The 23,654-nt window shown below is 72.2% G+C and carries 18 protein-coding genes; 13 read left to right on the forward strand and 5 right to left on the reverse strand.

All coding sequences use genetic code 11. From position 1 onward, the window contains the following. Positions 1-25 precede the first annotated feature (25 nt). Both OIE12_RS24830 and OIE12_RS24835 read left to right on the forward strand, forming a co-directional pair. Positions 26-778 carry a GNAT family N-acetyltransferase gene (locus OIE12_RS24830; protein ID WP_329138877.1) on the forward strand — a complete coding sequence of 251 codons (753 nt, stop codon included), beginning with the start codon at positions 26-28 and terminating at the stop codon, positions 776-778. A gap of 118 nt (positions 779-896) precedes the next feature. Next, positions 897-2,867, forward strand: coding sequence for an ATP-dependent DNA helicase (locus tag OIE12_RS24835; RefSeq protein WP_329138879.1), 1,971 nt, complete (start codon positions 897-899; stop codon positions 2,865-2,867). A gap of 243 nt (positions 2,868-3,110) precedes the next feature. Here the strand turns inward: OIE12_RS24835 and lexA are convergent, their stop codons facing one another. Beyond that, a complete protein-coding gene (gene lexA, locus OIE12_RS24840; RefSeq protein ID WP_030379448.1) occupies positions 3,111-3,890 on the reverse strand; it encodes a transcriptional repressor LexA in 780 nt (259 codons plus the stop codon). A gap of 670 nt (positions 3,891-4,560) precedes the next feature. Here lexA and nrdR point away from each other — a divergent pair. Together nrdR and OIE12_RS24850 are read left to right on the forward strand one after the other, a co-directional pair. Beyond that, positions 4,561-5,193 carry a transcriptional regulator NrdR gene (nrdR, locus tag OIE12_RS24845; RefSeq protein ID WP_329138882.1) on the forward strand — a complete coding sequence of 211 codons (633 nt, stop codon included), beginning with the start codon at positions 4,561-4,563 and terminating at the stop codon, positions 5,191-5,193. Positions 5,194-5,364: 171 nt separating this feature from the next. Beyond that, positions 5,365-8,274 carry a vitamin B12-dependent ribonucleotide reductase gene (locus tag OIE12_RS24850; RefSeq protein ID WP_329138884.1) on the forward strand — a complete coding sequence of 970 codons (2,910 nt, stop codon included), beginning with the start codon at positions 5,365-5,367 and terminating at the stop codon, positions 8,272-8,274. A gap of 84 nt (positions 8,275-8,358) precedes the next feature. On the opposite strand, the gene OIE12_RS24855 is transcribed toward OIE12_RS24850, so the two are convergent. Next, positions 8,359-8,892, reverse strand: a complete 534-nt coding sequence (locus OIE12_RS24855; protein WP_329138886.1) for a TerD family protein — start codon at positions 8,890-8,892, stop codon at positions 8,359-8,361. Between the two features lie 159 nt (positions 8,893-9,051). Here OIE12_RS24855 and OIE12_RS24860 point away from each other — a divergent pair, with 159 nt between their 5' ends. From OIE12_RS24860 to OIE12_RS24875, 4 genes are all read left to right on the forward strand, one after another. Next, positions 9,052-9,657: a YdbC family protein gene (locus tag OIE12_RS24860; RefSeq protein ID WP_329138888.1), complete on the forward strand. Its 606-nt coding sequence runs from the start codon at positions 9,052-9,054 to the stop codon at positions 9,655-9,657. Positions 9,658-9,765: 108 nt separating this feature from the next. Further along, positions 9,766-10,425, forward strand: a complete 660-nt coding sequence (locus tag OIE12_RS24865; protein WP_329138890.1) for a histidine phosphatase family protein — start codon at positions 9,766-9,768, stop codon at positions 10,423-10,425. 12 nt (positions 10,426-10,437) lie between these two features. Further along, complete coding sequence (locus OIE12_RS24870) at positions 10,438-11,361, forward strand: ADP-ribosylglycohydrolase family protein (protein ID WP_329138892.1); 924 nt, start codon at positions 10,438-10,440, stop codon at positions 11,359-11,361. 406 nt (positions 11,362-11,767) lie between these two features. Next, complete coding sequence (locus OIE12_RS24875) at positions 11,768-13,210, forward strand: DUF4153 domain-containing protein (protein ID WP_329142189.1); 1,443 nt, start codon at positions 11,768-11,770, stop codon at positions 13,208-13,210. A gap of 137 nt (positions 13,211-13,347) precedes the next feature. Here the strand turns inward: OIE12_RS24875 and OIE12_RS24880 are convergent, their stop codons facing one another. Continuing rightward, a complete protein-coding gene (locus OIE12_RS24880) occupies positions 13,348-14,913 on the reverse strand; it encodes an MFS transporter (RefSeq protein WP_329138894.1) in 1,566 nt (521 codons plus the stop codon). A gap of 387 nt (positions 14,914-15,300) precedes the next feature. On the opposite strand from OIE12_RS24880, the gene OIE12_RS24885 reads away from it, so the two are divergent. The 3 genes from OIE12_RS24885 (at position 15,301) to OIE12_RS24895 (ending at position 17,426) form a co-directional block, all read left to right on the forward strand. Next, positions 15,301-15,924: a TetR/AcrR family transcriptional regulator gene (locus tag OIE12_RS24885; RefSeq protein WP_329138896.1), complete on the forward strand. Its 624-nt coding sequence runs from the start codon at positions 15,301-15,303 to the stop codon at positions 15,922-15,924. Between the two features lie 105 nt (positions 15,925-16,029). Continuing rightward, complete coding sequence (locus OIE12_RS24890; RefSeq protein ID WP_329138898.1) at positions 16,030-16,731, forward strand: ribonuclease HII; 702 nt, start codon at positions 16,030-16,032, stop codon at positions 16,729-16,731. Between the two features lie 68 nt (positions 16,732-16,799). Further along, on the forward strand, positions 16,800-17,426 hold the full coding sequence (locus OIE12_RS24895) for a hypothetical protein (protein WP_329138900.1): 627 nt from the start codon (positions 16,800-16,802) through the stop codon (positions 17,424-17,426). A gap of 146 nt (positions 17,427-17,572) precedes the next feature. On the opposite strand, the gene OIE12_RS24900 is transcribed toward OIE12_RS24895, so the two are convergent. After that, positions 17,573-18,205, reverse strand: a complete 633-nt coding sequence (locus OIE12_RS24900) for a hypothetical protein (RefSeq protein WP_329138902.1) — start codon at positions 18,203-18,205, stop codon at positions 17,573-17,575. A 382-nt stretch (positions 18,206-18,587) separates the two neighbouring features. Here OIE12_RS24900 and OIE12_RS24905 point away from each other — a divergent pair, with 382 nt between their 5' ends. Further along, a complete protein-coding gene (locus OIE12_RS24905) occupies positions 18,588-20,747 on the forward strand; it encodes a RecQ family ATP-dependent DNA helicase (protein WP_329138904.1) in 2,160 nt (719 codons plus the stop codon). Positions 20,748-20,833: 86 nt separating this feature from the next. Here OIE12_RS24905 and OIE12_RS24910 read toward each other — a convergent pair whose 3' ends face one another. Then, a complete protein-coding gene (locus OIE12_RS24910) occupies positions 20,834-21,892 on the reverse strand; it encodes a hypothetical protein (RefSeq protein ID WP_329138906.1) in 1,059 nt (352 codons plus the stop codon). Positions 21,893-22,082: 190 nt separating this feature from the next. On the opposite strand from OIE12_RS24910, the gene OIE12_RS24915 reads away from it, so the two are divergent. Continuing rightward, on the forward strand, positions 22,083-23,654 hold the full coding sequence (locus OIE12_RS24915) for a DUF4192 domain-containing protein (RefSeq protein WP_329138908.1): 1,572 nt from the start codon (positions 22,083-22,085) through the stop codon (positions 23,652-23,654).

The raw sequence follows: 23,654 nt of genomic DNA on the forward strand, positions 1-23,654 counted from the left end.
CCCGTCTGCCGAGAGGAGCGTCCACGTGCCCTCCCACCACGCGCGCACCGACGACGGCGCTCCGGCGCGCCGCACCGCCGTGCCCGCCGCCCAGCCCCTGTCCGTCCCCGACGAGTCCGACTGCGAGACGACGCTGAGCCTGCGGCCGGCCGAGGCGTTCGCCGCGCCCGCACCCGACGCGGGGGACGCGGACGCCGGCCCCGCCGACGACCTGCTCGGCCGGATCGGGGACTGGGGCCCGGTCGCCACCCCCGTCGGCGCCTTCCGGCTGCTGCCGGTCCGCCCGGAGCGGGACGCCCCGCTGGTCGCGCGCTGGATGAACGATCCGGCGGTCGCCGCGTTCTGGGAGCTCGACGGGCCCGACGACGTCACCGGACGGCATCTGCGCGCCCAGGTGGACGGGGACGGCCACAGCGTGCCCTGCCTCGGCGTGCTGGACGGCGCGGCGATGAGCTACTGGGAGGTGTACCGCGCCGACCTCGACCCCCTGGCCCGGCACTATCCGGCCCGGCCGCACGACACCGGCGTCCATCTGCTCCTCGGCGCCGTCGCCGACCGGGGCCGCGGGCTCGGCTCGGTGCTGCTGCGGTCGGTCACCGACCTGATCCTCGACCACCGCCCGGCCTGCGCCCGCGTGGTCGCGGAGCCCGACCTGCGCAACACCGCCTCCCTCACCGCCTTCCTGAGCGCGGGGTTCCGCTTCTCCGCCGAGCTGACGCTGCCCGGGAGGCGGGCGGCCCTGATGATCCGCGACCGTTCGCTGCGGCATCTGATGTGAACGCGACCACCCCGCCCGGGGACGGCTCGCGCGGGCGCCCCTCACCACCCCGGGCCGCCCCTCGCGCTCCGGCCGTCCGGCCCCGGTTGTCGGTCCCGGGCCGTAGGGTGGTCGGGCTATGACGAAGCCCTCACTTCCCGAACTCCTCCACGCAGCCGTCACCGCCGTCGGCGGCACGGAGCGCCCCGGCCAGGTGACCATGGCCCAAGCCGTCGCGGACGCCGTCGACGACGGCTCCCACCTGCTGGTCCAGGCCGGCACCGGCACCGGCAAGTCCCTGGGCTACCTGGTGCCGGCGCTCGCGCACGGCGAGCCGGTGGTCGTCGCGACGGCCACGCTGGCGCTGCAACGCCAGCTCGTCGAGCGGGACCTCCCGCGCACGGTCGAGGCGCTGCACCCGCTGCTGCGCCGCCGCCCGGAGTTCGCGATGCTCAAGGGCCGCTCGAACTACCTGTGTCTGCACCGGCTGCACGAGGGCATGCCGCAGGACGAGGAGGAGGGCCTGTTCGACCAGTTCGAGGCGGCGGCCCCCACCAGCAAGCTGGGCCAGGACCTGCTGCGGCTGCGCGACTGGTCGGACGAGACGGAGACCGGCGACCGGGACGACCTGACCCCCGGCGTCTCCGACCGCGCCTGGGCGCAGATCTCCGTGTCCTCGCGGGAGTGCCTGGGCGCCTCCAAGTGCGCCTACGGCGCCGAGTGCTTCGCCGAGGCGGCCCGGGAGCGGGCCAAGCTCGCCGAGGTCGTCGTCACCAACCACGCGCTGCTCGCCATCGACGCCATCGAGGGCGCCCCGGTGCTGCCGCAGCACGAGGTGCTGATCGTCGACGAGGCGCACGAACTGGTCTCCCGGGTCACCGGCGTCGCCACCGGTGAGCTCACCCCGGGCCAGGTCAACCGCGCGGTGCGGCGCGCGGCCAAGCTCGTCAACGAGAGGGCCGCCGACCAGCTCCAGACCGCCGCCGAGGGCTTCGAACGGCTGATGGAGCTCGCGCTGCCCGGGCGCCTGGAGGAGATCCCGGAGGACCTCGGCTACGCCCTGGCGGCGCTGCGCGACGCCGCCCGTACGGTGATCTCGGCGATCGGCGCCACGCGCGACAAGTCGGTGCAGGACGAGGACGCCGTCCGCAAGCAGGCCCTGGCGTCGGTGGAGTCGGTGCACGACGTGGCCGAGCGCATCACCCAGGGCAGCGAGTGGGACGTCGTCTGGTACGAACGGCACGACCGCTTCGGGGCATCCCTGCGGGTGGCGCCCATGTCCGTCTCCGGGCTGCTGCGCGAGAAGCTCTTCACCGACCGCTCGGTGGTCCTCACCTCGGCCACGCTGAAGCTCGGCGGCGACTTCAACGGCGTCGGGGCCTCGCTGGGGCTCGCGCCCGAGGGCACGGAGGGGGAGGACGTACCGCAGTGGAAGGGCGTCGACGTCGGCTCCCCGTTCGACTACCGCAAGCAGGGCATCCTCTACGTCGCCAAACACCTGTCCCGGCCGGCCCGGGACGGCGACCGGGCCGACATGCTGGACGAGCTGACGGAGCTGATCCAGGCGGCCGGCGGGCGCACGCTGGGGCTGTTCTCCTCCATGCGGGGCGCCCAGCTCGCGGCGGAGGCGCTGCGCGCGCGCATCCCCGAGTACCCGATCCTGCTCCAGGGCGAGGAGACACTCGGCGAGCTGATCAAGAATTTCGCGGCGGACCCGGCGACGTGTCTGTTCGGCACGTTGTCGCTGTGGCAGGGCGTGGACGTGCCCGGGGCGAGCTGTCAGCTCGTCGTGATGGACAAGATCCCGTTCCCGCGGCCCGACGATCCGCTGATGAGCGCGCGGCAGAAGGCGGTGGAGGAGGCCGGGGGCAACGGCTTCATGGCCGTCGCCGCGACGCACGCCGCGCTGCTGATGGCACAGGGCGCGGGGCGGCTCGTCCGGGCGACGGGCGACCGGGGCGTGGTGGCGGTCCTGGACCCCCGCCTGGCCACGGCCCGCTACGGCAGCTATCTGAAGGCGTCGATGCCGGACTTCTGGTACACGGTGGACGGCGCCCAGGTCCGCCGCTCCCTCGCGGCGATCAACGCGGCGGCTCGGTCGGAGAGCTGACCGAGGGCTGCGGACCCCTGAAAGATTGCGCAGTTCCCCGCGCCCCTTCTAGGGGCGCGGGGAACTGCGCAATCTTTCAGGGGTCCGGGGGCGGAGCCCCCGGAGACGGGAAGGGTAAGGGCGGCGGGGGCGGAACAAAGCCGCCCCCGTCCCCGCACAGCACAAGACCCCGGAACCGGCGCAGGTGGTTCCGGGGCCCGTCGGAAAGGGCGCCGCAGGCGACGCCCCGCGCAGGCGACGACGTCAGACCCGCCGCAGCACCGCCACCACCTTGCCCAGAATCGTCGCATCGTCACCAGGAATCGGCTCGTACGCCGCATTGTGCGGCAACAGCCACACATGCCCGTCCTCACGCTTGAACCGCTTCACCGTCGCCTCACCCTCCAGCATCGCGGCGACGATGTCCCCGTTCTCCGCCACCGGCTGACGTCGCACGGTGACCCAGTCCCCGTCGCAGATCGCCGCCTCGATCATCGAGTCACCGACGACCTTCAGCACGAACAGTTCACCGTCACCGACGAGCTGCCGCGGCAGCGGGAACACGTCCTCCACGGACTCCTCGGCCAGGATCGGCCCACCGGCGGCGATCCGGCCCACCAGCGGCACGTACGACGCGGCCGGCTTGCCCGCCGTGTCGGTGGGCTGCACGGGAGCGGCCTGGTCGGAGCCGCGCACCTCGTACGCGCGCGGCCGGTGCGGGTCGCGGCGCAGGAAGCCCTTGCGCTCCAGTGCCATCAGCTGGTGCGCCACGGAAGAGGTGCTGGACAGGCCCACGGCCTGGCCGATCTCCCGCATCGACGGCGGGTAGCCGCGCCGCTGCACGGAATCCCGGATGACCTCGATCACCCGGCGCTGCCGGTCGGTCAGCCCGGAGCTGTCCGCCCGGATGCCGGGAGGTCGCCCGGGCAGGGACCTCTTTGGTCCCTCGGGGTGCGGAACTTCCGTCATCGCATGCACCGGCTCGAGTCGGCCCTGGGAACGGTCCTGGGCAGTGATGGCGGCACTGTCTGCGGTGGTGGTCACGTCGTCGGCCCCTCTCGATGGTCTCCCGTGCAGCACAACGGTAGTAGCTTTCGAAAGGTTGCGCCAAACACACGTTCGAGTGAAAAACCGCTGATTACCTGTCGGAATCGGGTGCCCAGGTGTATGGCCGACGCCGGCCGTCCGGGGGTGGGGCGCGCACGTGCTGCTGTACTCTTCACCGCCGGGGCGAGGGCCCCGTCGGCCGGGGCTCCGCGTCGGCGGCGCCCAGTCTGCCATCAGGGCTCCCGCGCGCCGCGCACCGGCCCGGCTTCTCCATGCGGTGTCCACCGCATCCGCGCACGACCGCCCGCGCGTCGGTTGGGCCCGCGCGCACGCCGGTACGCCCGCGCGCACGACCCGTGCCCGCGCGGCCCGGCACGCGCCCGCGCGGCCCTTTGCGGGGTCCCGCCGGGGTCCCGCGCGCACTGTCCGCAAGCGCGCGGTCGCACCCTGCCCGCGCCGTACGCGCGCCGTCGCGCGCGCCGGGCGTGTCGTGGGCGTATGTGCGGGCCAATCGCTACATCTAGTGGTTGGATGGCGACAGCGGCCCACAAGTTGTGTTCCCCCGGTCTTTCGCCGGCCAGGAGATCGCCTATGCTGGGGGTCGCTCCGAGGGGCCGGTGAGGCCTCTTGTGGCTGATGTGTCGTGCCGTGAAGGAGGCTTGGAACCATGCACTGCCCCTTCTGCAGGCATCCCGACAGCCGTGTCGTCGACAGCCGTACGACCGACGACGGCACCTCGATCCGCAGGCGCCGCCAGTGCCCCGACTGCTCCCGTCGTTTCACGACCGTGGAGACCTGTTCGCTGATGGTGGTCAAGCGGTCCGGGGTCACCGAACCCTTCAGCCGTACCAAGGTCATCAACGGCGTGCGCAAGGCATGCCAGGGGCGGCCCGTCACGGAAGACGCACTCGCCCAGCTCGGCCAGCGGGTCGAGGAGGCGGTGCGCGCCACCGGAAGCGCCGAGCTGACCACCCACGACGTGGGGCTGGCCATACTCGGACCCCTTCAGGAACTCGACCTCGTGGCCTATCTGCGGTTCGCGTCCGTCTACCGGGCGTTCGACTCGCTGGAGGACTTCGAGGCCGCCATCGCGGAACTCAGGCAGCAACAGACGGCGCACCCCGTCGGCGACGGGGCGGGAGGCGCGGACGACGACGACCGCGCGGGCGCCGTCACCGAACGCCGGGCGGCCGACCGTGCGGAACGCCAGGGAGCCGACCGAGCGGGACGGCAGGGAACCGACCGCGGGTCCGGAGGGACGCCCGCGGGCGTCCCCGTGCCCGCCACCGCCGCCGACTGACGCGAAGGCCGGACCGGACGGGGATGCCGGACCGGCCACCACGGCGGCGCACACAGACCTGTCGCGCGTGCCCGAGCAGCACGGACGCGCGTGACCAGCAGACACACCACACACAAGTGCCAGGAAGAAACGGGCACTGATGGGCGTTTTGCCCGATATCAGGGAGGCGGCATGACAGAGACGGCGAGCGGTCCGGCACGGAGTTCCCGCGCCAAGGGCACCAAGGCGGGCAGCAAGGGCCTGCGCATCGAGCGCATCCACACCACCCCCGGCGTACACCCGTACGACGAGGTGGAATGGGCGTCTCGTGACGTCGTCATGACCAACTGGCGCGACGGCTCGGTCAACTTCGAGCAGCGCGGCGTGGAGTTCCCCGAGTTCTGGTCGGTGAACGCGGTCAACATCGTCACCAGCAAGTACTTCCGCGGAGCCGTCGGCACTCCGCAGCGCGAGGTCAGCCTCAAGCAGCTGATCGACCGGATCGTGAAGACCTACCGGAAGGCCGGCGAGGACAACAAGTACTTCGCCTCGCCCGCCGACGCCGAGATCTTCGAGCACGAACTGGCGTACGCCCTCCTGCACCAGATCTTCAGCTTCAACAGCCCCGTCTGGTTCAACGTCGGCACCCCCCAGCCCCAGCAGGTCTCCGCCTGCTTCATCCTGTCTGTCGACGACTCCATGGAGTCGATCCTCGACTGGTACAAGGAAGAGGGCATGATCTTCAAGGGCGGCTCCGGCGCCGGCCTGAACCTCTCCCGCATCCGCTCCTCCAAGGAGCTCCTCTCCTCCGGCGGCAACGCCTCGGGCCCCGTCTCCTTCATGCGCGGCGCCGACGCCTCCGCCGGCACCATCAAGTCCGGCGGTGCCACCCGCCGCGCCGCCAAGATGGTGATCCTGGACGTCGACCACCCCGACGTGGAGAACTTCATCCAGACCAAGGTGAAGGAAGAGGAGAAGATCCGCGCCCTGCGCGACGCGGGCTTCGACATGGACCTGGGCGGCGACGACATCACGTCCGTCCAGTACCAGAACGCCAACAACTCCGTCCGCGTCAACGACACCTTCATGAAGGCCGTCGAGACCGGCGGACAGTTCGGGCTGCGCGCCCGGATGACCGGTGAGGTCATCGAGGAGGTCGACGCCAAGTCGCTCTTCCGCAAGATGGCCGAGGCCGCCTGGGCCTGCGCCGACCCCGGCATCCAGTACGACGACACCATCAACCACTGGCACACGTGCCCGGAGTCCGGCCGCATCAACGGCTCGAACCCGTGCAGCGAGTACATGCACCTGGACAACACGTCCTGCAACCTCGCCTCGCTCAACCTGATGAAGTTCCTCAAGGACGACGGCGAGGGCCACCAGTCCTTCGAGACCGAGCGGTTCCAGAAGCTCGTCGAGCTGGTCATCACCGCGATGGACATCTCGATCTGCTTCGCGGACTTCCCCACCCAGAAGATCGGCGAGAACACCCGCGCCTTCCGCCAGCTCGGCATCGGCTACGCCAACCTCGGCGCCCTGCTGATGGCCACCGGCCACGCCTACGACTCCGACGGCGGCCGCGCGCTCGCCGGTGCCATCACCTCCCTGATGACCGGCACCGCCTACCGCCGCTCCGCCGAGCTGGCCGCGGTCGTCGGCCCGTACGACGGCTACGCCCGCAACGCCCAGCCGCACCAGCGCGTCATGAAGCAGCACGCCGACGCCAACGCCGTGGCCGTCCGCATGGACGACCTCGACACCCCGGTGTGGGCCGCGGCCACCGAGGCCTGGCAGGACGTGCAGCGCCTCGGCGAGAAGAACGGCTTCCGCAACTCCCAGGCCTCCGTGCTCGCCCCCACCGGCACCATCGGCCTGGCGATGTCCTGCGACACCACCGGCGTCGAGCCGGACCTGGCGCTGGTCAAGTTCAAGAAGCTGGTCGGCGGCGGCTCGATGCAGATCGTCAACGGCACCGTCCCGCAGGCCCTGCGCCGCCTGGGCTACCAGGAGGAGCAGATCGAGGCGATCGTCGCCCACATCGCCGACAACGGCAACGTGATCGACGCCCCCGGCCTCAAGACCGAGCACTACGAGGTGTTCGACTGCGCCATGGGCGAGCGCGCCATCTCCCCGATGGGCCACGTCCGCATGATGGCCGCGATCCAGCCCTGGATCTCCGGCGCCATCTCCAAGACGGTCAACATGCCGGAGACGGCGACCGTCGAGGAGGTCGAGGAGATCTACTACGAGGCGTGGAAGCTGGGCGTCAAGGCGCTCGCCATCTACCGCGACAACTGCAAGGTCGGCCAGCCGCTGTCCGCCAAGACCAAGGACACCAAGGCCGCCGAGAAGGACGCGATCACCGAGAAGGCCGAGGAGACGATCCGTACCGCGGTCGAGAAGGTGGTCGAGTACCGCCCCGTCCGCAAGCGTCTCCCCAAGGGCCGCCCCGGCATCACCACGTCCTTCACCGTCGGCGGCGCCGAGGGCTACATGACGGCCAACTCCTACCCCGACGACGGTCTCGGCGAGGTCTTCCTCAAGATGTCCAAGCAGGGCTCCACCCTCGCGGGCATGATGGACGCCTTCTCCATCGCGGTCTCCGTCGGCCTCCAGTACGGGGTGCCGCTGGAGACGTACGTCTCGAAGTTCACCAACATGCGCTTCGAGCCGGCGGGCATGACCGACGACCCGGACGTGCGGATGGCGCAGTCGATCGTCGACTACATCTTCCGCCGCCTGGCGCTGGACTTCCTGCCCTTCGAGACCCGCTCCGCGCTCGGCATCCACTCCGCCGAGGAGCGCCAGCGTCACCTGGAGACCGGCTCCTACGAGCCGCTCGACGACGAGGACGTGGACGTCGAGGGCCTGGCGCAGTCGGCGCCCCGCGCCCAGGAGCTGAAGGCCGTCGCCACCCCGAAGGCGGAGGCCGCCGCGGCCCTGCCGGCCCCGAAGCAGGCCCACACCAGCGCGGAGCTGGTCGAGATGCAGCTCGGCATCCAGGCGGACGCCCCGCTCTGCTTCTCCTGCGGCACCAAGATGCAGCGGGCCGGCTCCTGCTACATCTGCGAGGGCTGCGGCTCCACGAGCGGCTGCAGCTGACGTGAACACCGCCGGGCGCTGAAATGCGCCCGGTGAGGGCGGGGGTCCGGATGTCCGGGCCCCCGCTCTTGGTGAACCGCGAGGTCAGGCGCGGGCCCGGCCCATGACGCGGGGGAACGTCGCCAGGTCGTCGTCGGTGAAGCCGGTGAGGCCCGCGCGGAACTCCCACTCGCCGTCGGCGTCCCGTACGAACTCCGCGATCGTGGCCGCCGTCGCGTCCGGGACGCCGGTGAAGTCGTCCTCGGCGAGCACGTCGTAGCCCTCGCGGACGCGCAGCGCCGGGTTGAGGACGCCGGCGAAGGTGCGGTCGCCGTGCCGCTGCTGGATCACCACGCCGACCACCACCCGCACGTACCGCGGGTCGAGGCGCTCCAGCTCCAGCGTCATGACCTCGTCCCAGCCGAAGCCCTTGCCGTCGTGGCTGTCCCGGTTGAGGTTGATCGTCCCGTCCGGGGACCGGCTGTCGAAGTGCACCACGTAGACCGGTGCGCCGTACGGGTCGTCGCCCGTGAACGTCCCGGCGACGATGTCCAGGTCGGTGGGGTCCTCGCCGGTGGGCGACGGGTCCCATTTGACCGCGACCTCGGCCTTGTCGATCCCCTTGCTGATGCCGCTCACCGCATGTGCCCCTTCCCCGAGTGCCGAGCGCCCAACCACCAGGCCACGAGGGCCGTTTGTCCATCCTGCCACGGTCGTGCGACGGCCGGGGGTACCCGTGCGCCCCCGCGCTCCCGACGAGCGTGACCGGCGCCACGCCGGTGGCCTTACGATGGCGCGGTGCTGGTCAAGTGGATTCGCTGCACCGTGGTGGACCGCCGCGGTTTCGAACGGGGGCAGCGGAAGTGGGCGGGGCTGCCGGGTGAGCCGGGCTTCAGGGGACAGGGCGGGGGCTTCAGCCGCGCCCGCCCCGGTGTGGCGCACGTCTTCACCTTCTGGGAGAGCCGCACGTTCTACGACTCCTTCATGGCCCGCTCCCACGACCGGCTGGCCGCCACGCAGTCCGGCACGTTCAAGGACCAGCAGGTCAAGCTGTTCGACTACCGCTTCGACGTGAAGACGGGCTTCGAGCCGCGCTTCACCGACGCCGACCTGGTCCGCATCGCGCACTGCCGGGTCCACGAGGAGCGGGCCGAGCACTTCGCGCTGATGCAGGAGAAGGTCTGGAACCCGGCGATGGCCGGCTCGCCGGGGATGATCCGCGGACTGTTCGGCGAGGCGCCGGGCCCCGAGTTCCTGATCCTCTCGATGTGGCAGTCGGCCGCCGAACACGGCAAGTACCGCGCCGAGCGGGTGGAGCGGCTGGCACTGCGCACACAGATCGAGGCGGACGTCGCCGCGATGACCGGCGACATCGTCGACCTGGAACCGGGCTGGACGGTGTGAGCGCCGGACACGCGTGACGGTCGGCGGGCGGGACGCGTGGTGTGATCTGTGCCGTATGAACCCCCGCTCCGGTGTTCGACCGGCCTTCGCTCGCTCTAGGGTCGAGACATGGCACGACCACGGCGCATCGTCCTTGTCCGCCACGGGGAGTCGATGGGCAACGCCGACGACACCGTGTACGAACGCGAGCCCGACCACGCGCTGGCCCTCACCGAGAAGGGCCGGCACCAGGCGGGGGAGACGGGCGGGCGGCTGCGGGAACTCTTCGGCGGGGAGCGCGTGAGCGTATACGTGTCTCCGTACCGGAGAACGCACGAGACCCTCCGGGAGTTCCGGCTCGACCCCGGCCTCGTCCGCATCCGCGAGGAGCCCCGGCTGCGCGAGCAGGACTGGGGCAACTGGCAGGACCGTGACGACGTACGCCTGCAGAAGGCGTACCGGGACGCGTACGGCCACTTCTTCTACCGCTTCGCCCAGGGCGAGTCCGGGGCCGACGTGTACGACCGGGTCGGCGGCTTCCTGGAGAGCCTCTTCCGCAGCTTCGAGGCCCCCGACCACCCGCCCAACGTCCTCATCGTCACCCACGGCCTGGCCATGCGGCTGTTCTGCATGCGGTGGTTCCACTGGACGGTCGCCGAGTTCGAGTCCCTCTCGAACCCGGGCAACGGCGAAACCCGGATGCTGGTACTGGGAGACAACGGCAAGTACACACTCGATCGCCCGTTCGAGCGGTGGCGGGATCCGGAGCCGTACGGGATCACCGGTTAAAGTGGCAGGGCGATGACCGCCGACCTCTCTGTTCTCCCTTCCGACGGGCGCCTGGAGCGCGCGCTGGCCAGTCTGCGCGGGCTCGCGGTGGGGGACGCGCTCGGCTCGCAGTTCTTCGTGCCGGAGAACTATCCGCTGCTCAAGCGGCGTGAGCTGCCCGCCGGGCCCTGGCAGTGGACCGACGACACCGAGATGGCGTGCTCGGTGGTGGCCGTGCTCGCCGCGCACCGCCGGATCGACCAGGACGCGCTCGCCCGCTCCTTCGCCGTCCACCACGACTTCGACCGCGGCTACGGGCCGGCCGTCAACCGGCTGCTGCGGCTGGTCAGGGAGGGCGGGGACTGGCGTGAGCTGGCCGCCGCGCTCTTCAACGGCCAGGGCTCCTGGGGCAACGGCGCCGCCATGCGGATCGCGCCGCTGGGCGCCTGGTACGCCGACGACCCCGAGCAGGCCACCCACCAGGCCGAGATCTCCGCCTACCCGACGCACCAGCACCGGGAGGCCGTGGTCGGCGCGATGGCGGTGGCCGCGGCGGCGGCGCTTGTCGCGGCGCCCGAGGGGCCGCCGGGCGCCGGAGCGCTGCTCGACGGCGTGATCGCGCTGGTACCGGCGCGCAGCGCGGTCGGCGCCGGGCTGCGCCGGGCGCGCGACATGCTCGACTACGCCGACGCGGGAACCGTCGCCGCCGTTCTCGGCTGCGGACGGCGTACGACGGCGCACGACACGGTGCCGTTCGCGCTCTGGTCGGCCGCGCGCACCCTGAGCGACTACGAACAGGGGTTCTGGACGACGGCTCAGGTGGGCGGCGACGTCGACACGACCTGCGCGATCGTCGGCGGCGTCATCGCCTCACATACGCAGGGCTCCCCGCCCCCCGCCTGGCAACGCCAGACGGAAGACCTTCCCACCTGGGCCGCGCCCGAGACGCACCGCTAGAGCTTCCGGAAGGGCTTTGCGATGCGAGATGTGCGGCTCCGCCGCGGGCGGCCGTGACATGGGCGGCTCCGCCGCGCGGCACTACCGGCCACAACGGGTTCACAACCCCCGCATTTGTCACAGGCTTGCCACAGACACCCCCACCCCCCGCCTCGAAGCAACCCCCTCCTGCCTACTCTGACCGGCACCCATCAGATGATCATGCCGGTCGCCCCCGGCAGGGAGGACCTCCGTGACCGACAGACCGACGAACCCCGACCCCGGCGAGCGGCCCGCAGACACGGAGCCCACTCCGCCACCAGGCCCGGAGGCGACGTCGGACACAGACGTCAAGGCGGACACCCCCCATCCCTCGACCGCACCGGACTGGCTCGCCCCCGCCCAGGCCACCGCACCCCCCGCCCCGATACCGGCCCCCGCCCTGTGGGCCACGCTCGCCACCGGCCTCCTCGCCACCCTCCTCCTCACCGACGGCCTCGCCGTCAACCTCCTCCTCGTCGCACTCCCCGCCGCCTGTGCCGCCTACGCGGCGGGCCGCTTCGCGGGCCGCCGCACACGCGCGTGGAGCCTCGTCTGGGCCGTCGGCGGACTCGCCCTGCTGACGATCCCCGTCCTGCGCGACGCGGACTGGCCCTCCTTCCTCGCCGTCGTCACCGCGCTCGCCGCCGGCTCACTCGCGCTGCACGGCGGCCGCAGCTGGCCCGCCGTGCTGCTGGGCCCGATCGGCGTGTTCAACTCCCTGGTCACCGGCCCCCTCTGGGGCTGGCACGGCGTGCGCGCCCGATCGAACGACGCACGGGGCCGGGTCGTACCCGTCCTGCGCGCTCTCGTCGTGACGGCCGTCCTCCTGCTCGTCTTCGGCGCGCTCTTCGCCGGCGCGGACGCCGCCTTCGCGGACCTCCTCGGCGATCTGATGCCCAAGGCCTCGTTCACCGGTGGCACATGGCACGTGGTGACGCTCGCTCTCGGCATCGTCGGCGCGCTCGCCGTCGCGCACACCGCCGCCGCGCCCATCCGCTGGGACCGGGCCCGGGTGCCCGAGGGCAGAGCACGGGGCCGGGTCGAGTGGGCGCTGCCGCTGGTCGTGCTGGTGCTGCTGTTCGCGGTCTTCAACGCCGTGCAGCTCACCGTGCTGTTCGGCGGCTACGACGCCGTGCTGCGCGAGACCGGGCTGTCGTACGCCGAGTACGCGCGCCAGGGCTTCTGGCAACTGCTTCTCGCCACCCTGCTGACCCTGGTCGTCATCGTCCTGGCGCTGCGCTGGGCACCGCGCGGCGGCGTGCGCGACCGGACGCTGGTGCGGGGTGTCCTGGGGACCCTGTGCGTGCTGGCGCTCGTCGTCGTGGCGTCCGCGGTGCGGCGCATGGACATGTACGTGGAGGCATACGGGCTGACCCGGCTGCGGATCTCGGTGACCGCCGTCGAGTGGTGGCTCGGTCTGGTGATCGTCTTCATCATGGCGGCCGGGGTGTGGGGCGCCCGGTGGCTGCCGCGCGCGGTGGCGGCGAGCGCGGTCGCCGGTGTACTGGCGTTCGGGCTCGCCTCCCCGGACGCCCTGGTGGCCGAGCGGAACGTGCAACGGTACGAGGAGACGGGCAAGTTCGACCTCGACTACGCGGACGGACTCTCCGCCGACGCCGTACCGGCGCTCGACCGGCTCGAGGAGCCGATGCGTTCCTGCGCGCTGCGGCTGGTGGCGCGGGACCTCGCGGACACGGCCGGCGACCCCTGGTACGCCACGAGCTGGGGCCAGGCCCGGGCCCGTGACCTCCTCGCCGACCGCCCGGTGTCGACGGACGCCGACGTGGTCACCTGCGGACAGCTGGGCTCGGAAGCGCTGTACCGCTGAGCGCCGGTCGCCCGGTGCCGTCGTACGACGGACACGGCGGGCGGCGGCGACAGAGGCGGGGTCGGCGGTGGCATGGGGGCCGGCGGCGACGGGGGGCGGGGCCGTGAGGGCGCCCGCCGCGACCGCCGTCCGCCCGGTCAGCCGGCCGCGGGGCCCGCCGTACCGGCCAGCGCCTCCAGGTCGCTCTTGCGGACCCGGATCACCAGTGCCGCCGTCGCCAGCCCCACCACGGCCATCGCCGCGGCCGGGATGAACGCCGAGGATATGCCGTGCGCCAGCACCTCGTGGCTCCACGGAGCCGGCAGCTGGTGCGACTTGGCGAACTCCGCCTTCTGTTCCGCCGTGCCGTTGGCGAGGAACTTCGGCAGCTGCTTCTCCGCCTCGTTCGTACTGGCGGTGCCGAACACCGTGGTCAGGATGGCGAGCCCCAGCGAACCGCCCACCTGCTGCATCGCGTTGAGCAGCCCGGAGGCCGCGCCCGCCTCGTGCTGTGCGACCCCGGAGACCGCGGTGAGCGTCAGCGTCACGAAGTTGAGCCCCATGCCGAAGCCGAACACCAGCATCGGCCCCAGCACACCGCCCGCGTAGGAGCTGTCGGGGGTGATGAAGGTCTGCCAGCCGAGGCCTGTCACCGCCAGCGTCGAGCCGACGACCATGAACGGCTTGGGGCCGAGCGTCGGCAGGAACCGCTGCGACAGTCCGGCGCCGATCACGATCGCGACGGTGACCGGGAGGAAGGCCACGCCCGCCTTGATCGGGCTGTACCCGAGCACGTTCTGCACGAAGAGCACGATGTAGAAGAACATCCCGAACATCGCCGCGGCGAGGCTCAGCATGATCACGTAAGTGCCGGAGCGGTTGCGGTCGGCGAACATCCGCAGGGGAGTGATCGGTTCCTTGGCCCGCGTCTCGATGAAGGCGAAGGCCAGCAGCAGGACCACGGCCGCGACGAAGGAGCCGATGGCGAGGCCGTTGTGCCAGTCCTTCTCGGCCGCCCGGATGAAGCCGTACACGAGTGCCGCCATGCCGAGCGTGGAGGTGAGCGCGCCGGCTATGTCGAAGCGGCCAGGGTGGCGTTCGGACTCGTTGATGTACATCGGGGTCAGCACGGCGATCAGCACGCCGATGGGCACGTTGACGAAGAGCACCCAGCGCCAGTCGAGCCATTCGGTGAGCATGCCTCCGGCCAGCAGCCCGATCGCGCCACCGCCCGCCGAGACCGCGGCGAAGACGCCGAACGCCCGGTTCCGCTCGGGCCCTTCGGGGAAGGTCGTGGTGATGAGCGCCAGTGACGTGGGCGACGCTATCGCGCCTCCCACACCCTGTAGCGCCCGGGCGACCAGCAGTTGCCAGGGCTCCTGGGCCAGTCCGCCCAGCAGCGAGGCGGCGGTGAACAGCAGGATGCCGGTCATGAAGACCCGGCGCCGGCCCAGGATGTCACCGGCCCGGCCGCCGAGGAGCAGCAGGCCGCCGAAGGTGAGGGTGTACGCGCTGACCACCCATGTCAGGTCGGTGGTGCTGAATTCGAGCGCGTCTTGAATGTGCGGGAGTGCGATGTTCACAATCGTCGCATCGAGTACGACCATGAGTTGGCAGGCCGCGATGACGGCGAGCGCGATGCCGGGGTGTCCCTCCCGGCGGGCTGCTCCCGGCTTGGGTTGGTGGAGTGATGGAGAGGCTGAAGAGGTTGGCGAGGTTGTCACGGTGGATCCCCCACAGAAGTATTAGTGAACGCTCGCGTTCACTGTCGGGAGCTACGGTAGTGATCCCGCCACAGTGAACGCAAGCGTTCACTTACGTTCGTGGCGCGCGGCGCCGTTCTTCGCGCCCCACGTCGCGCGCCCGCCGTGCTTGTACGCCCCCACGCGCCCGGGCGGCGCCGGGATGTGCGGCTCCCCGCGAGGGACGCGCTTCCCGTCGTCCTGCCCGACAGCGCGCGGACGACAGACCCGTATCTCCCCGTCAGGCCCGCATCCCCCGTCGATTCCCCCGGCGCCCGGACTCCCCGACCGGGCCCGCCGTGGCTCCGCCCCGCCCCGCCGCTGTCCGAGAACCGCTCACCCGCTCACCCGCTCAACGGAGAACCCCAGATGGCTACTTCCCACTGGCCCGACGCCCCCGCCCGCCCGGCGCCCGTGCGCCGGCGCGGTGTCGTCCTCGAGCGCGCGATCCTCGACGCGACCCTGGACCAGCTCAGCACCGTCGGCTGGCGGGACCTCACGATGGAGGCCGTGGCCGCCGGCGCCCAGACCGGCAAGGCCGCGGTGTACCGCCGCTGGTCGTCGAAGGAGGAGCTCGTCGCCGACGCGCTGCGGGCCGGCCTGCCCGGCTTCGACCGGGCACCCGACCTGGGCAGCGTGCGCGAGGATCTGATCGCCCTGTGTCTGCGGGCGCGCGAGGCGATGTTCTCGCGCTCCGGCCACGCCCTGCGCTCGGTGATTCACGAATGCGACACCGTGCAGGTCGAGCGCTTCCATGTGCTGATCTGTGAGAAGGTCCTCGACCCCACCAGCAGGCTGCTCCGGGAGATCGTGAAACGCGGAATCGAGCGGGGCGAGGTACGGGCGAGCGCGGCCGACGGCTACGTCTACGACGCGATCCCGGCCATGATGATGTACCGCTCCAAGATGTGCGACAGCGAATGGAGCGAACGGGACATCGAGGAAATGATCGACCGGCTGATGCTCCCGCTGCTGCGTCCCGACGGCACCTGAGCCGCGCCGCCCCCGACCTGCGGATTGCGGCTTGGACACGCTTGCGGGCGCGGGGGCGGACCGGGGTGTCGCGCGGGGTCGGGGGCGTCGTAGGCTGAGATCGCCATGCCGTACGAACCACCCACTCACACCGTCGAGCGCTCCCTGCGCGCCACGACCGGAGCGAAGGTCATTGCCGGTGTCGACGAGGTGGGGCGCGGCGCCTGGGCCGGCCCCGTCACCGTCTGCGCGGCCGTCACCGGACTGCGCCGACCGCCCCAGGGCCTCACCGACTCCAAGCTGCTGACCGTCAAGCGGCGCACGGAACTCGCCGAGACACTGCGGACGTGGGTGACCTCGTACGCGCTCGGCCACGCCTCTCCGGAGGAGATCGACGAGCGCGGCATGACCGCCGCGTTGCGACTGGCCGCGGTACGTGCCCTGAAAGCCCTGCCCGTCCGGCCCGACGCGGTGATCCTCGACGGCAAGCACGACTACCTCGGCTCGCCCTGGAAGGTCCGTACGGTGATCAAGGGCGACCAGTCCTGCGTCGCCGTCGCGGCGGCCTCGGTGCTCGCCAAGGTGCAGCGCGACAAAATGATGGCCGAACTGGGTGTCGACCATGCAGACTTCGCCTTCGCGGCCAACGCGGGATATCCGTCCCCCGTACACCGGGCCGCGCTGGAGGTCCGGGGGCCCACCCCGTACCACCGGTTGTCGTGGGCGTATCTTGATGCGCTGCCCCAGTGGCGGCATCTCAAGAAGGCCCGCAGCTGGGCGGACGGAAACGCTCCGGAGATCGAGGGTCAGCTCGGCTTCGACTTCTGACGATTCCGGTCGCACTCATGTGCCACCCGCCGGGGCGACTCGCACCGGCGTTTGATAAACATCAACTCATGCCTCTCATTCCCGAGGAGCCTCAGATTCACGAGAGTGCCCAGGGTCCCCGCGCCACCCCGGCCAGCGGCCGTACCGCGCCGACCCCTCGCCCCGTACCCGGCCCCCGTCCCGCGGCCCCGGCGCGTCCCGGCCGTCCGGGGCCGAACCGGCCCGTGCCGGCGCAGCGCAGCACCCCGCGCGAACCGGCTCCCGCCAAGTCCGTCAACCCCGCCAACCCCACCAATGCCGCGGCCACTCCGCAGCTCCAGCTGATCCCGGCCTCCGCCGCGGGCGCGCTGGACGCCGCCGAGGAAGCCGTCGACCTGCTGCTGGAGAGCGGCCGCGCTCCGAACGAGGTGCTGGTGATCACCACCGGCGACCTCCACCCGTGGGCCGCGCACGAACTCTCCTTCGGCGAGACGTCGTACTGGGCGCAGCACGACGCCCGTGACGACGTCTTCTACGCCGACGCCTCCGCGGCCGGCCGCGCCGCCCCCCGGCCCGTGGTCGTGGTCGCCGTCAACGGCGGCACCGACACGACGGTCGCCACGGCGCTGCCGCTCGCCCTGACCAGGGCCGCCGCCCTGCTGATCGTCTGCGGCGACCCGCAACAGATCAACACGGTTCTGGGCGTCGCAGCCTGACGCGGCACGGTTCCCCGCGCCTGCTTCTTCAGGGGCGCGGGGAACTGCGCAAAACGGAGCGAAGCTCCGTAGGGGACGGGGGCGCAGCCCCCGGGGACGGGAAGGGCAGGGGCGGCGGGGGCGAGAGAATCCCCCCGGACCTCACGTCAACGCGCCGCGGCCCGCCGCATCACCTCCGACGCCACACCCCCCGTACGCGGCAACGGCCGCACCACCCCCTGCTCCGCCCCCTCCGGCGCGGAGCCCGCGTGCGGTCGCCGTCCCCCACGCCCCTCACCGAGCACCTGCCACCCGTCACGCGTCAGCGTGATGTACGCCCCGCACCGCAACCCGTGCAGCGTGCACGCGTCCCGCAGCCCCCACATCCACGCACCGTCCTCCTCCGTCCACCGGGCGTCCCCCTCGCGGCAGTAGAGCAGCACCGCGGTCCGTACGGGAGTGCGGCGCCGCAGATCGTGCGGGATCACCCGGCGCAGCTGGGCGAGCAGCGCGTTGCGGAACATCCAGCCGTCCGCGGGAGTCGCGCGCCGGACGAAGGAGGCGCTGGCGCACAGCCGTTCGTCCGGGTCGAGCACGGCCACGACGGCCGTGGCGGGCCGGGGCCGGTGCAGTGCGTGCAGTCCGTTGACGACGTCCCGGGGGCTGCGCAGCAGTGGGATCCCGGCGGCGGCCCACTCCGCCGGTTCGAGCATACGGGCCGGCGGGGCGGCGGAAGCGGTGGACGGATCGGCGGAGGCCGGCAACGACGCCGCCGAGGACGGAGCGAATCCGAAGGTCACGGTCCTCCCTTCGGCTACGCGCCCACACAGCGGGCGGGATCGGTGGTGGGGGAGCGCACACCGCGGCAGAGCCCTGCCGGACGACGGACGGGTCACGCGGGGAGCGGATTCCAATTGTTCCTGTCGAACTTGGTTGCGGCAACGAGCAATTGGGATCACCGACCGTTTTCGGGCGATGCATCCCTTATATCCCTGACCGCTGTGTGCCCGGCGAGCCGCCCGGCGATGCGTGGGCCACGTCCGCACGGCCAGGACCAGCGGTAACACCTCCGCGCCCCGGCGGCCCGTCGCGGTGGATGCGCTGTGCCGGCCGTTCCCGCGAGACGGTCGTCACGGGTGAGCGGATTCGCCTGCGGCCTTCGTCATCGGGTTGCATGGAGCCATGGACAACCTGGAACTCCGCGCCGAAGCCGATGCCGTCCTCGCCGAGCTCGTCGGCGCCCCGGGAGGCTCGGCCCGGTTGCGGGAGGACCAGTGGCAGGCGGTGGCGGCCCTGGTGGAGGAGCACCGGCGTGCTCTGGTGGTGCAGCGCACCGGGTGGGGCAAGTCGGCGGTGTACTTCGTCGCCACCGCTCTGCTGCGACGGCGTGGCTCCGGTCCGACGGTGATCATCTCGCCGCTGCTGGCGCTCATGCGCAACCAGGTCGAGGCGGCGGAGCGGGCGGGGATCCGGGCCCGCACGATCAACTCGGCCAACCCGGAGGAGTGGGAAACGATCTACGGGGAGGTCGAGCGCGGCGAAACCGATGTTCTCCTCGTAAGCCCCGAACGCCTCAATTCGGTGGATTTCCGCGATCAGGTCTTGCCCAGGCTCGCGGCCACCACGGGCCTGCTCGTCGTCGACGAGGCGCACTGCATCTCCGACTGGGGCCACGACTTCCGGCCGGACTACCGCAGGCTGCGCACGATGCTGGCGGAGCTGCCGGCCGGTGTGCCGGTGCTGGCCACCACCGCGACCGCCAACGCCCGGGTCACCGCGGACGTGGCCGAGCAGTTGGGTACGGGGGGCGCGGACGCGCTGGTTCTGCGTGGACCGCTGGACCGGGAGAGTCTGCGGCTGGGAGTGCTGGAGCTGCCGAACGCGGCGCATCGGCTGGCCTGGCTGGGGGAGCGGCTCGGGGACCTGCCGGGTTCGGGGATCATCTACACGCTGACGGTGGCGGCGGCGGAGGAGGTGGCCGCCTTCTTGCGGCAGCGTGGATATCCGGTGGCTTCCTACACGGGGAAGACGGAGAACGCCGACCGGCTGCAGGCGGAGGAGGATCTGCTGGCGAACAGGGTGAAGGCGCTGGTCGCCACGTCGGCTCTGGGAATGGGCTTCGACAAGCCGGATCTGGGTTTCGTGGTGCACCTGGGGTCGCCTTCGTCTCCGATCGCCTACTACCAGCAGGTGGGACGCGCCGGGCGTGGCGTGGACCATGCGGACGTGCTGTTGCTGCCGGGCAGGGAGGACGAGGCGATCTGGGCGTACTTCGCTTCGGTGGGCTTCCCGCCCGAGGAGCAGGTACGGCGCACGCTGGCGGTGCTGGAGGAGGCGGGCCGGCCGCTGTCGCTGCTGGCGCTGGAGCCGCTGGTGGATCTTCGGCGCTCGCGGCTGGAGACGATGCTGAAGGTCCTCGACGTGGACGGCGCGGTGCGGCGCGTGAAGGGGGGCTGGACCGCCACGGGGCAGCCGTGGGTGTACGACGCGGAGCGGTATGCGTGGGTCGCGAAGCAGCGGGCGGCGGAACAGCAGGCCATGCGGGACTACGTGGCCACCGCGGGCTGTCGGATGGAGTTCCTGCAGCGGCAGCTGGACGACGAGAAGGCGGTCCCCTGCGGTCGCTGCGACAACTGCGCCGGGCCGTGGCTGGAGGCGGCGGTCTCTCCCTCGGCCCTCGCGGCGGCGACGGGTGAGCTGGACCGGCCGGGGGCCGAGGTCGAACCGCGCAAGATGTGGCCGACGGGGCTGGCCGCGGTCGGCATGGACCTCAAGGGCCGTATTCCAGTCGGCCGGCAGGCGGCCACCGGGCGGGCGCTGGGCAGGCTGTCGGACATCGGCTGGGGCAACCGGCTGCGGCCGCTCCTGTCGGCACAGGCGTCGGACGGGCCGGTCCCCGACGACGTGCTGAACGCCGTCGTGACGGTGCTGGCGGACTGGGCCCGCTCGCCGGGCGGCTGGGCCGGCGGCTCCCCCGACGCGGCGGCGCGGCCCGTGGGCGTGGTCGCCCTGCCCTCCCGCACCCGCCCGCAGTTGGTCGCCACCTTGGCCGAGGGCGTGGCGAGGATCGGCAGGCTCCCCATGCTGGGCAGCCTGGCACACACCCCCCAGGCCGACGACCACGCCGCGCACCGCAGCAACTCCGCCCAGCGGTTGCGCGCCCTGGCCGACTCGTTCACCGTGCCCGACGCACTCGCCGCCGCCCTGGCCGCCACCCCGGGCCCGGTCCTGCTCGTCGACGACTACACCGACTCCGGCTGGACCCTGGCGGTGGGCGCCCGACTCCTGCGCCAGGCAGGGGCGGACCAAGTACTCCCGCTCGTCCTGGCTCTGGCCGGTTAACCGGATCGGCCGCGTGGGCTGCCCGCCGCCAGGCTGCGGCTGGGGGCGCATGCCGTGGTCCTCGGCCGGCTCTCGGGGCGGAACCGTCAACTGCTGGGGCGTGTCCACTGCGCGGCCCGGACCGTGCCCCGCTGAATGTCCTGCCGGGGCAGTTCGAGGCCGAAGGCGTCCTCCAGGGCGTGGAAGTACAGCTCGAACTCGCTGATCAGTTCGGGGTGGTCGAGTTCGGCGCGGCGTACGGCCTGGTTGAGGAAGTCGAGTTGGCCGCCCCGGAAGTAGGGGGCGCGGCCGCGGTCGTACCAAATCAGCTCCAGCACGCCCCAGTCGTCGTCGATGCGGTGGCCGTCGCGCATGTAGGTGAACGTGTAGATGGCCTTCGCGGAGGTGGCGCTCAGGTGGACCGTCTCGGTGACGCCGAGGCCGGCGAGTGCCTCGGGGCCGGGCCCGAAGCCGGGGGCCTCGTGGTACATCAGAAACGCCCAGCCGCCCGCCTCTCCGAAGCAGCACGTTTTCCAGACGATGTCCCAGTGGTCGAAGGTGCCGCCGTCCATGCTGCGCAGATCCGCGAGACGGGTGCCGGCGGAGATCTGCGCGGGGTCGGCTCCGTACAGCAGGGCGATCCGTTCGGCGCTGATGTCCTCGCCGCGGAAGAAGACGAGGTGGGTGTAGGGGTCCTGCTCGCGCCAGCTGTCGGCGATCCAGGCGAGGCGCTCCAACGGGTCGCGTCCGCACGGGGCCGAGGGCTCGGCCCCGTCCATGCCGCCGTTGCGGAATCTGTTGCCCCAGGCGGGGTTGACGCGGTCCAGCAGCTTGGCCTGCCCGGAGACGAGATTGGCCACCGGACCGCGCCCCGGGGACCGGGCCGCTATGTGCTCGGCCAGGCCGCGGACCGCGTCCTCGGCGGCGAAGTACAGCACCTGATCCAGGTCCTGGGTGACGAAGACCTCCCGGTAGGGGCCGATGCGGCCGTGCACCGTGCCGTCGTCGTCCAGGACCAGGAAGAGACGACCGTGCGACTCACCCATGTGCTGCCCGTACTGGTCGGGAGAGGCGCCGGTGGGCGGGAGCATCGCGTCGTCGAGGACGTCGGAGCCCACGGCCAGCTCGTGCCAGGCCCGCTTGAGTGTGTACGCCGAGATCTGCATGGGCGTCAGTATGCGACCGGGCACTGACACTCGACGGCTCGGACGTCGGGCGGGTGGACAGGGGGAGCGGGCCGGCGGAGCGGATCGGGGAGGCGGGCCGGGTGGGCCGGGAACCGAGTCCTGGCGTGGGCATGATCGTAGTTATCCACAGGCCCAAGCGGAATGCGGGAATCCGCGAGAAGGTCACGGCATGACGAACCACGACGAAGACCCCACGACGTACGCGGGCCACGGCATCCCCGGCGTCGCCGGCCAGGAGAACCAGGTCACCCTGCGCTCCCCGGCCGAACTGGCCGACGCCCTGCCCTACCTGCTGGGCTACCGGCCGGACGACAGCATCGTGCTGGTCGCCCTGCACGACCGGGAACGGGGCGGCAGGTTCGGCGGCCGGGCCCGCCTGGGCATCCCGGCCCAGCGCGAGGACTGGGCCGCCGCGGCCCGCCAGCTGGCGCACGGTCTGGTCGCCGGGAGCGAGTGCAGGGGAGCCCGGCCGGAGAGCATGGTCGCCTATCTCGTCCAGGACCCGACGAGTGGGGAGACGGGACGGGACGTCATGGAACGCCTGCGCCCCCTCGCCCAGTTGCTGCGCACGACCTGCGGCAGTCTCGACGTCGCCGTGGTGGAGGCGCTCTGCATCGCCGACGGCCGCTTCTGGTCCTACTGCTGCCCGAGCCCGGGCTGCTGTCCGGGCGACGGCACCCCCATGGGACTGCCGGGCACCTCGGTCCTGGCGGCGGCCGCGACGTACGCCGGCATCCAGGTCCGGGGAAGCCTCAGGGAACTGCGGGCCAGGCTCCTGCCCTGGGAGACCGCGGCGGCCCTGGAGCAGGAGACGGCCCTCGACGCGGCCGGCGCGGCCCTCGTGCCCCGCATCCTGGACGGAGGCTCCCGGGACGAGGTCGAGGCGGAGACCCTGGAAGCGGCCAGGCGACTCCTCGGTCGGCTCTCCGCCGCCGGCACCGTCACCGACACCGCCTCCGCCGACGCCCGCGACGACGAACTGATCGAACACGAGGAAGCGGCCCGCGTCATCCTCGGGCTGCAGGACCGCACCACCCGGGACCGCGCCGCCGCATGGATGGAGGGTGACGAGGCGGCCCCCGCCCTGCGCCTGTGGCGCGCCCTGGCCCGCCGCTGCGTCGGCTCCTACCGGGAACACGCCGCCGCCCCGCTCACCCTGGCCGGCTGGGTCGCCTGGTCCTCGGGCGACGAACTGGAGGCCCGCGAGGCACTGGCCATGGCCATGGGCGCCGATCCCGACTACCTCTTCGCCCGCCTTCTCCACCAGGCCTGCAACGAGGGCCTGGATCCCGAGACCATCCGCAACTGCCTGCGCGGCGAGCGGGACCGCCGCGAGAACGACCGGCCGGACGCCGCCCCTCCCCGCCCGGCGACCGGAACGGGCACCGGCACGCCGCAGCAGCACGGGGTGACCGTCCCCGCGGGGGTCGCCCTCCAGCCCGGCGCCCCCGCTCCGGCCCGAGGGCTCGCGCGGACCCCGTCCTGCCCGTCCACCACCGGCCCCCGCCCGGAGCGCACCGCACGGCGGCGGCACCGGACGACGCGCGCGGCGGACGCCGGCGGACACCCGGGCCGGCGCACCGCGAAGCCGGGAGACGGACGGCGCAGGCGCCCCGCCGACCCGGCCCCGGCCGCCGAGGGGAACCGGCGGCCCGCCGCCGCACCGCGCCGCGACGCCCGGGCGGACCGCACCCGGGAGCGGGGGAGCGCGGTTCCCCACGAGCCGGGGGCCGAGGAATGA

Origin of the sequence: Streptomyces sp. NBC_00670 (assembly GCF_036226765.1) — a bacterium.
Taxonomy (GTDB): Bacteria; Actinomycetota; Actinomycetes; order Streptomycetales; family Streptomycetaceae; genus Streptomyces.

Coding starts and splice junctions, on each gene's coding strand:
- OIE12_RS24885 (WP_329138896.1), top strand. CDS start 15,301: ATGGCTACTTCCCACTGGCCCGACGCCCCCGCCCGCCCGGCGCCCGTG.
- OIE12_RS24890 (WP_329138898.1), top strand. CDS start 16,030: ATGCCGTACGAACCACCCACTCACACCGTCGAGCGCTCCCTGCGCGCC.
- nrdR (WP_329138882.1), top strand. CDS start 4,561: ATGCACTGCCCCTTCTGCAGGCATCCCGACAGCCGTGTCGTCGACAGC.
- OIE12_RS24895 (WP_329138900.1), top strand. CDS start 16,800: ATGCCTCTCATTCCCGAGGAGCCTCAGATTCACGAGAGTGCCCAGGGT.
- OIE12_RS24870 (WP_329138892.1), top strand. CDS start 10,438: ATGACCGCCGACCTCTCTGTTCTCCCTTCCGACGGGCGCCTGGAGCGC.
- OIE12_RS24905 (WP_329138904.1), top strand. CDS start 18,588: ATGGACAACCTGGAACTCCGCGCCGAAGCCGATGCCGTCCTCGCCGAG.
- OIE12_RS24835 (WP_329138879.1), top strand. CDS start 897: ATGACGAAGCCCTCACTTCCCGAACTCCTCCACGCAGCCGTCACCGCC.
- OIE12_RS24850 (WP_329138884.1), top strand. CDS start 5,365: ATGACAGAGACGGCGAGCGGTCCGGCACGGAGTTCCCGCGCCAAGGGC.
- OIE12_RS24865 (WP_329138890.1), top strand. CDS start 9,766: ATGGCACGACCACGGCGCATCGTCCTTGTCCGCCACGGGGAGTCGATG.
- OIE12_RS24910 (WP_329138906.1), bottom strand. CDS start 21,892: ATGCAGATCTCGGCGTACACACTCAAGCGGGCCTGGCACGAGCTGGCC.
- OIE12_RS24915 (WP_329138908.1), top strand. CDS start 22,083: ATGACGAACCACGACGAAGACCCCACGACGTACGCGGGCCACGGCATC.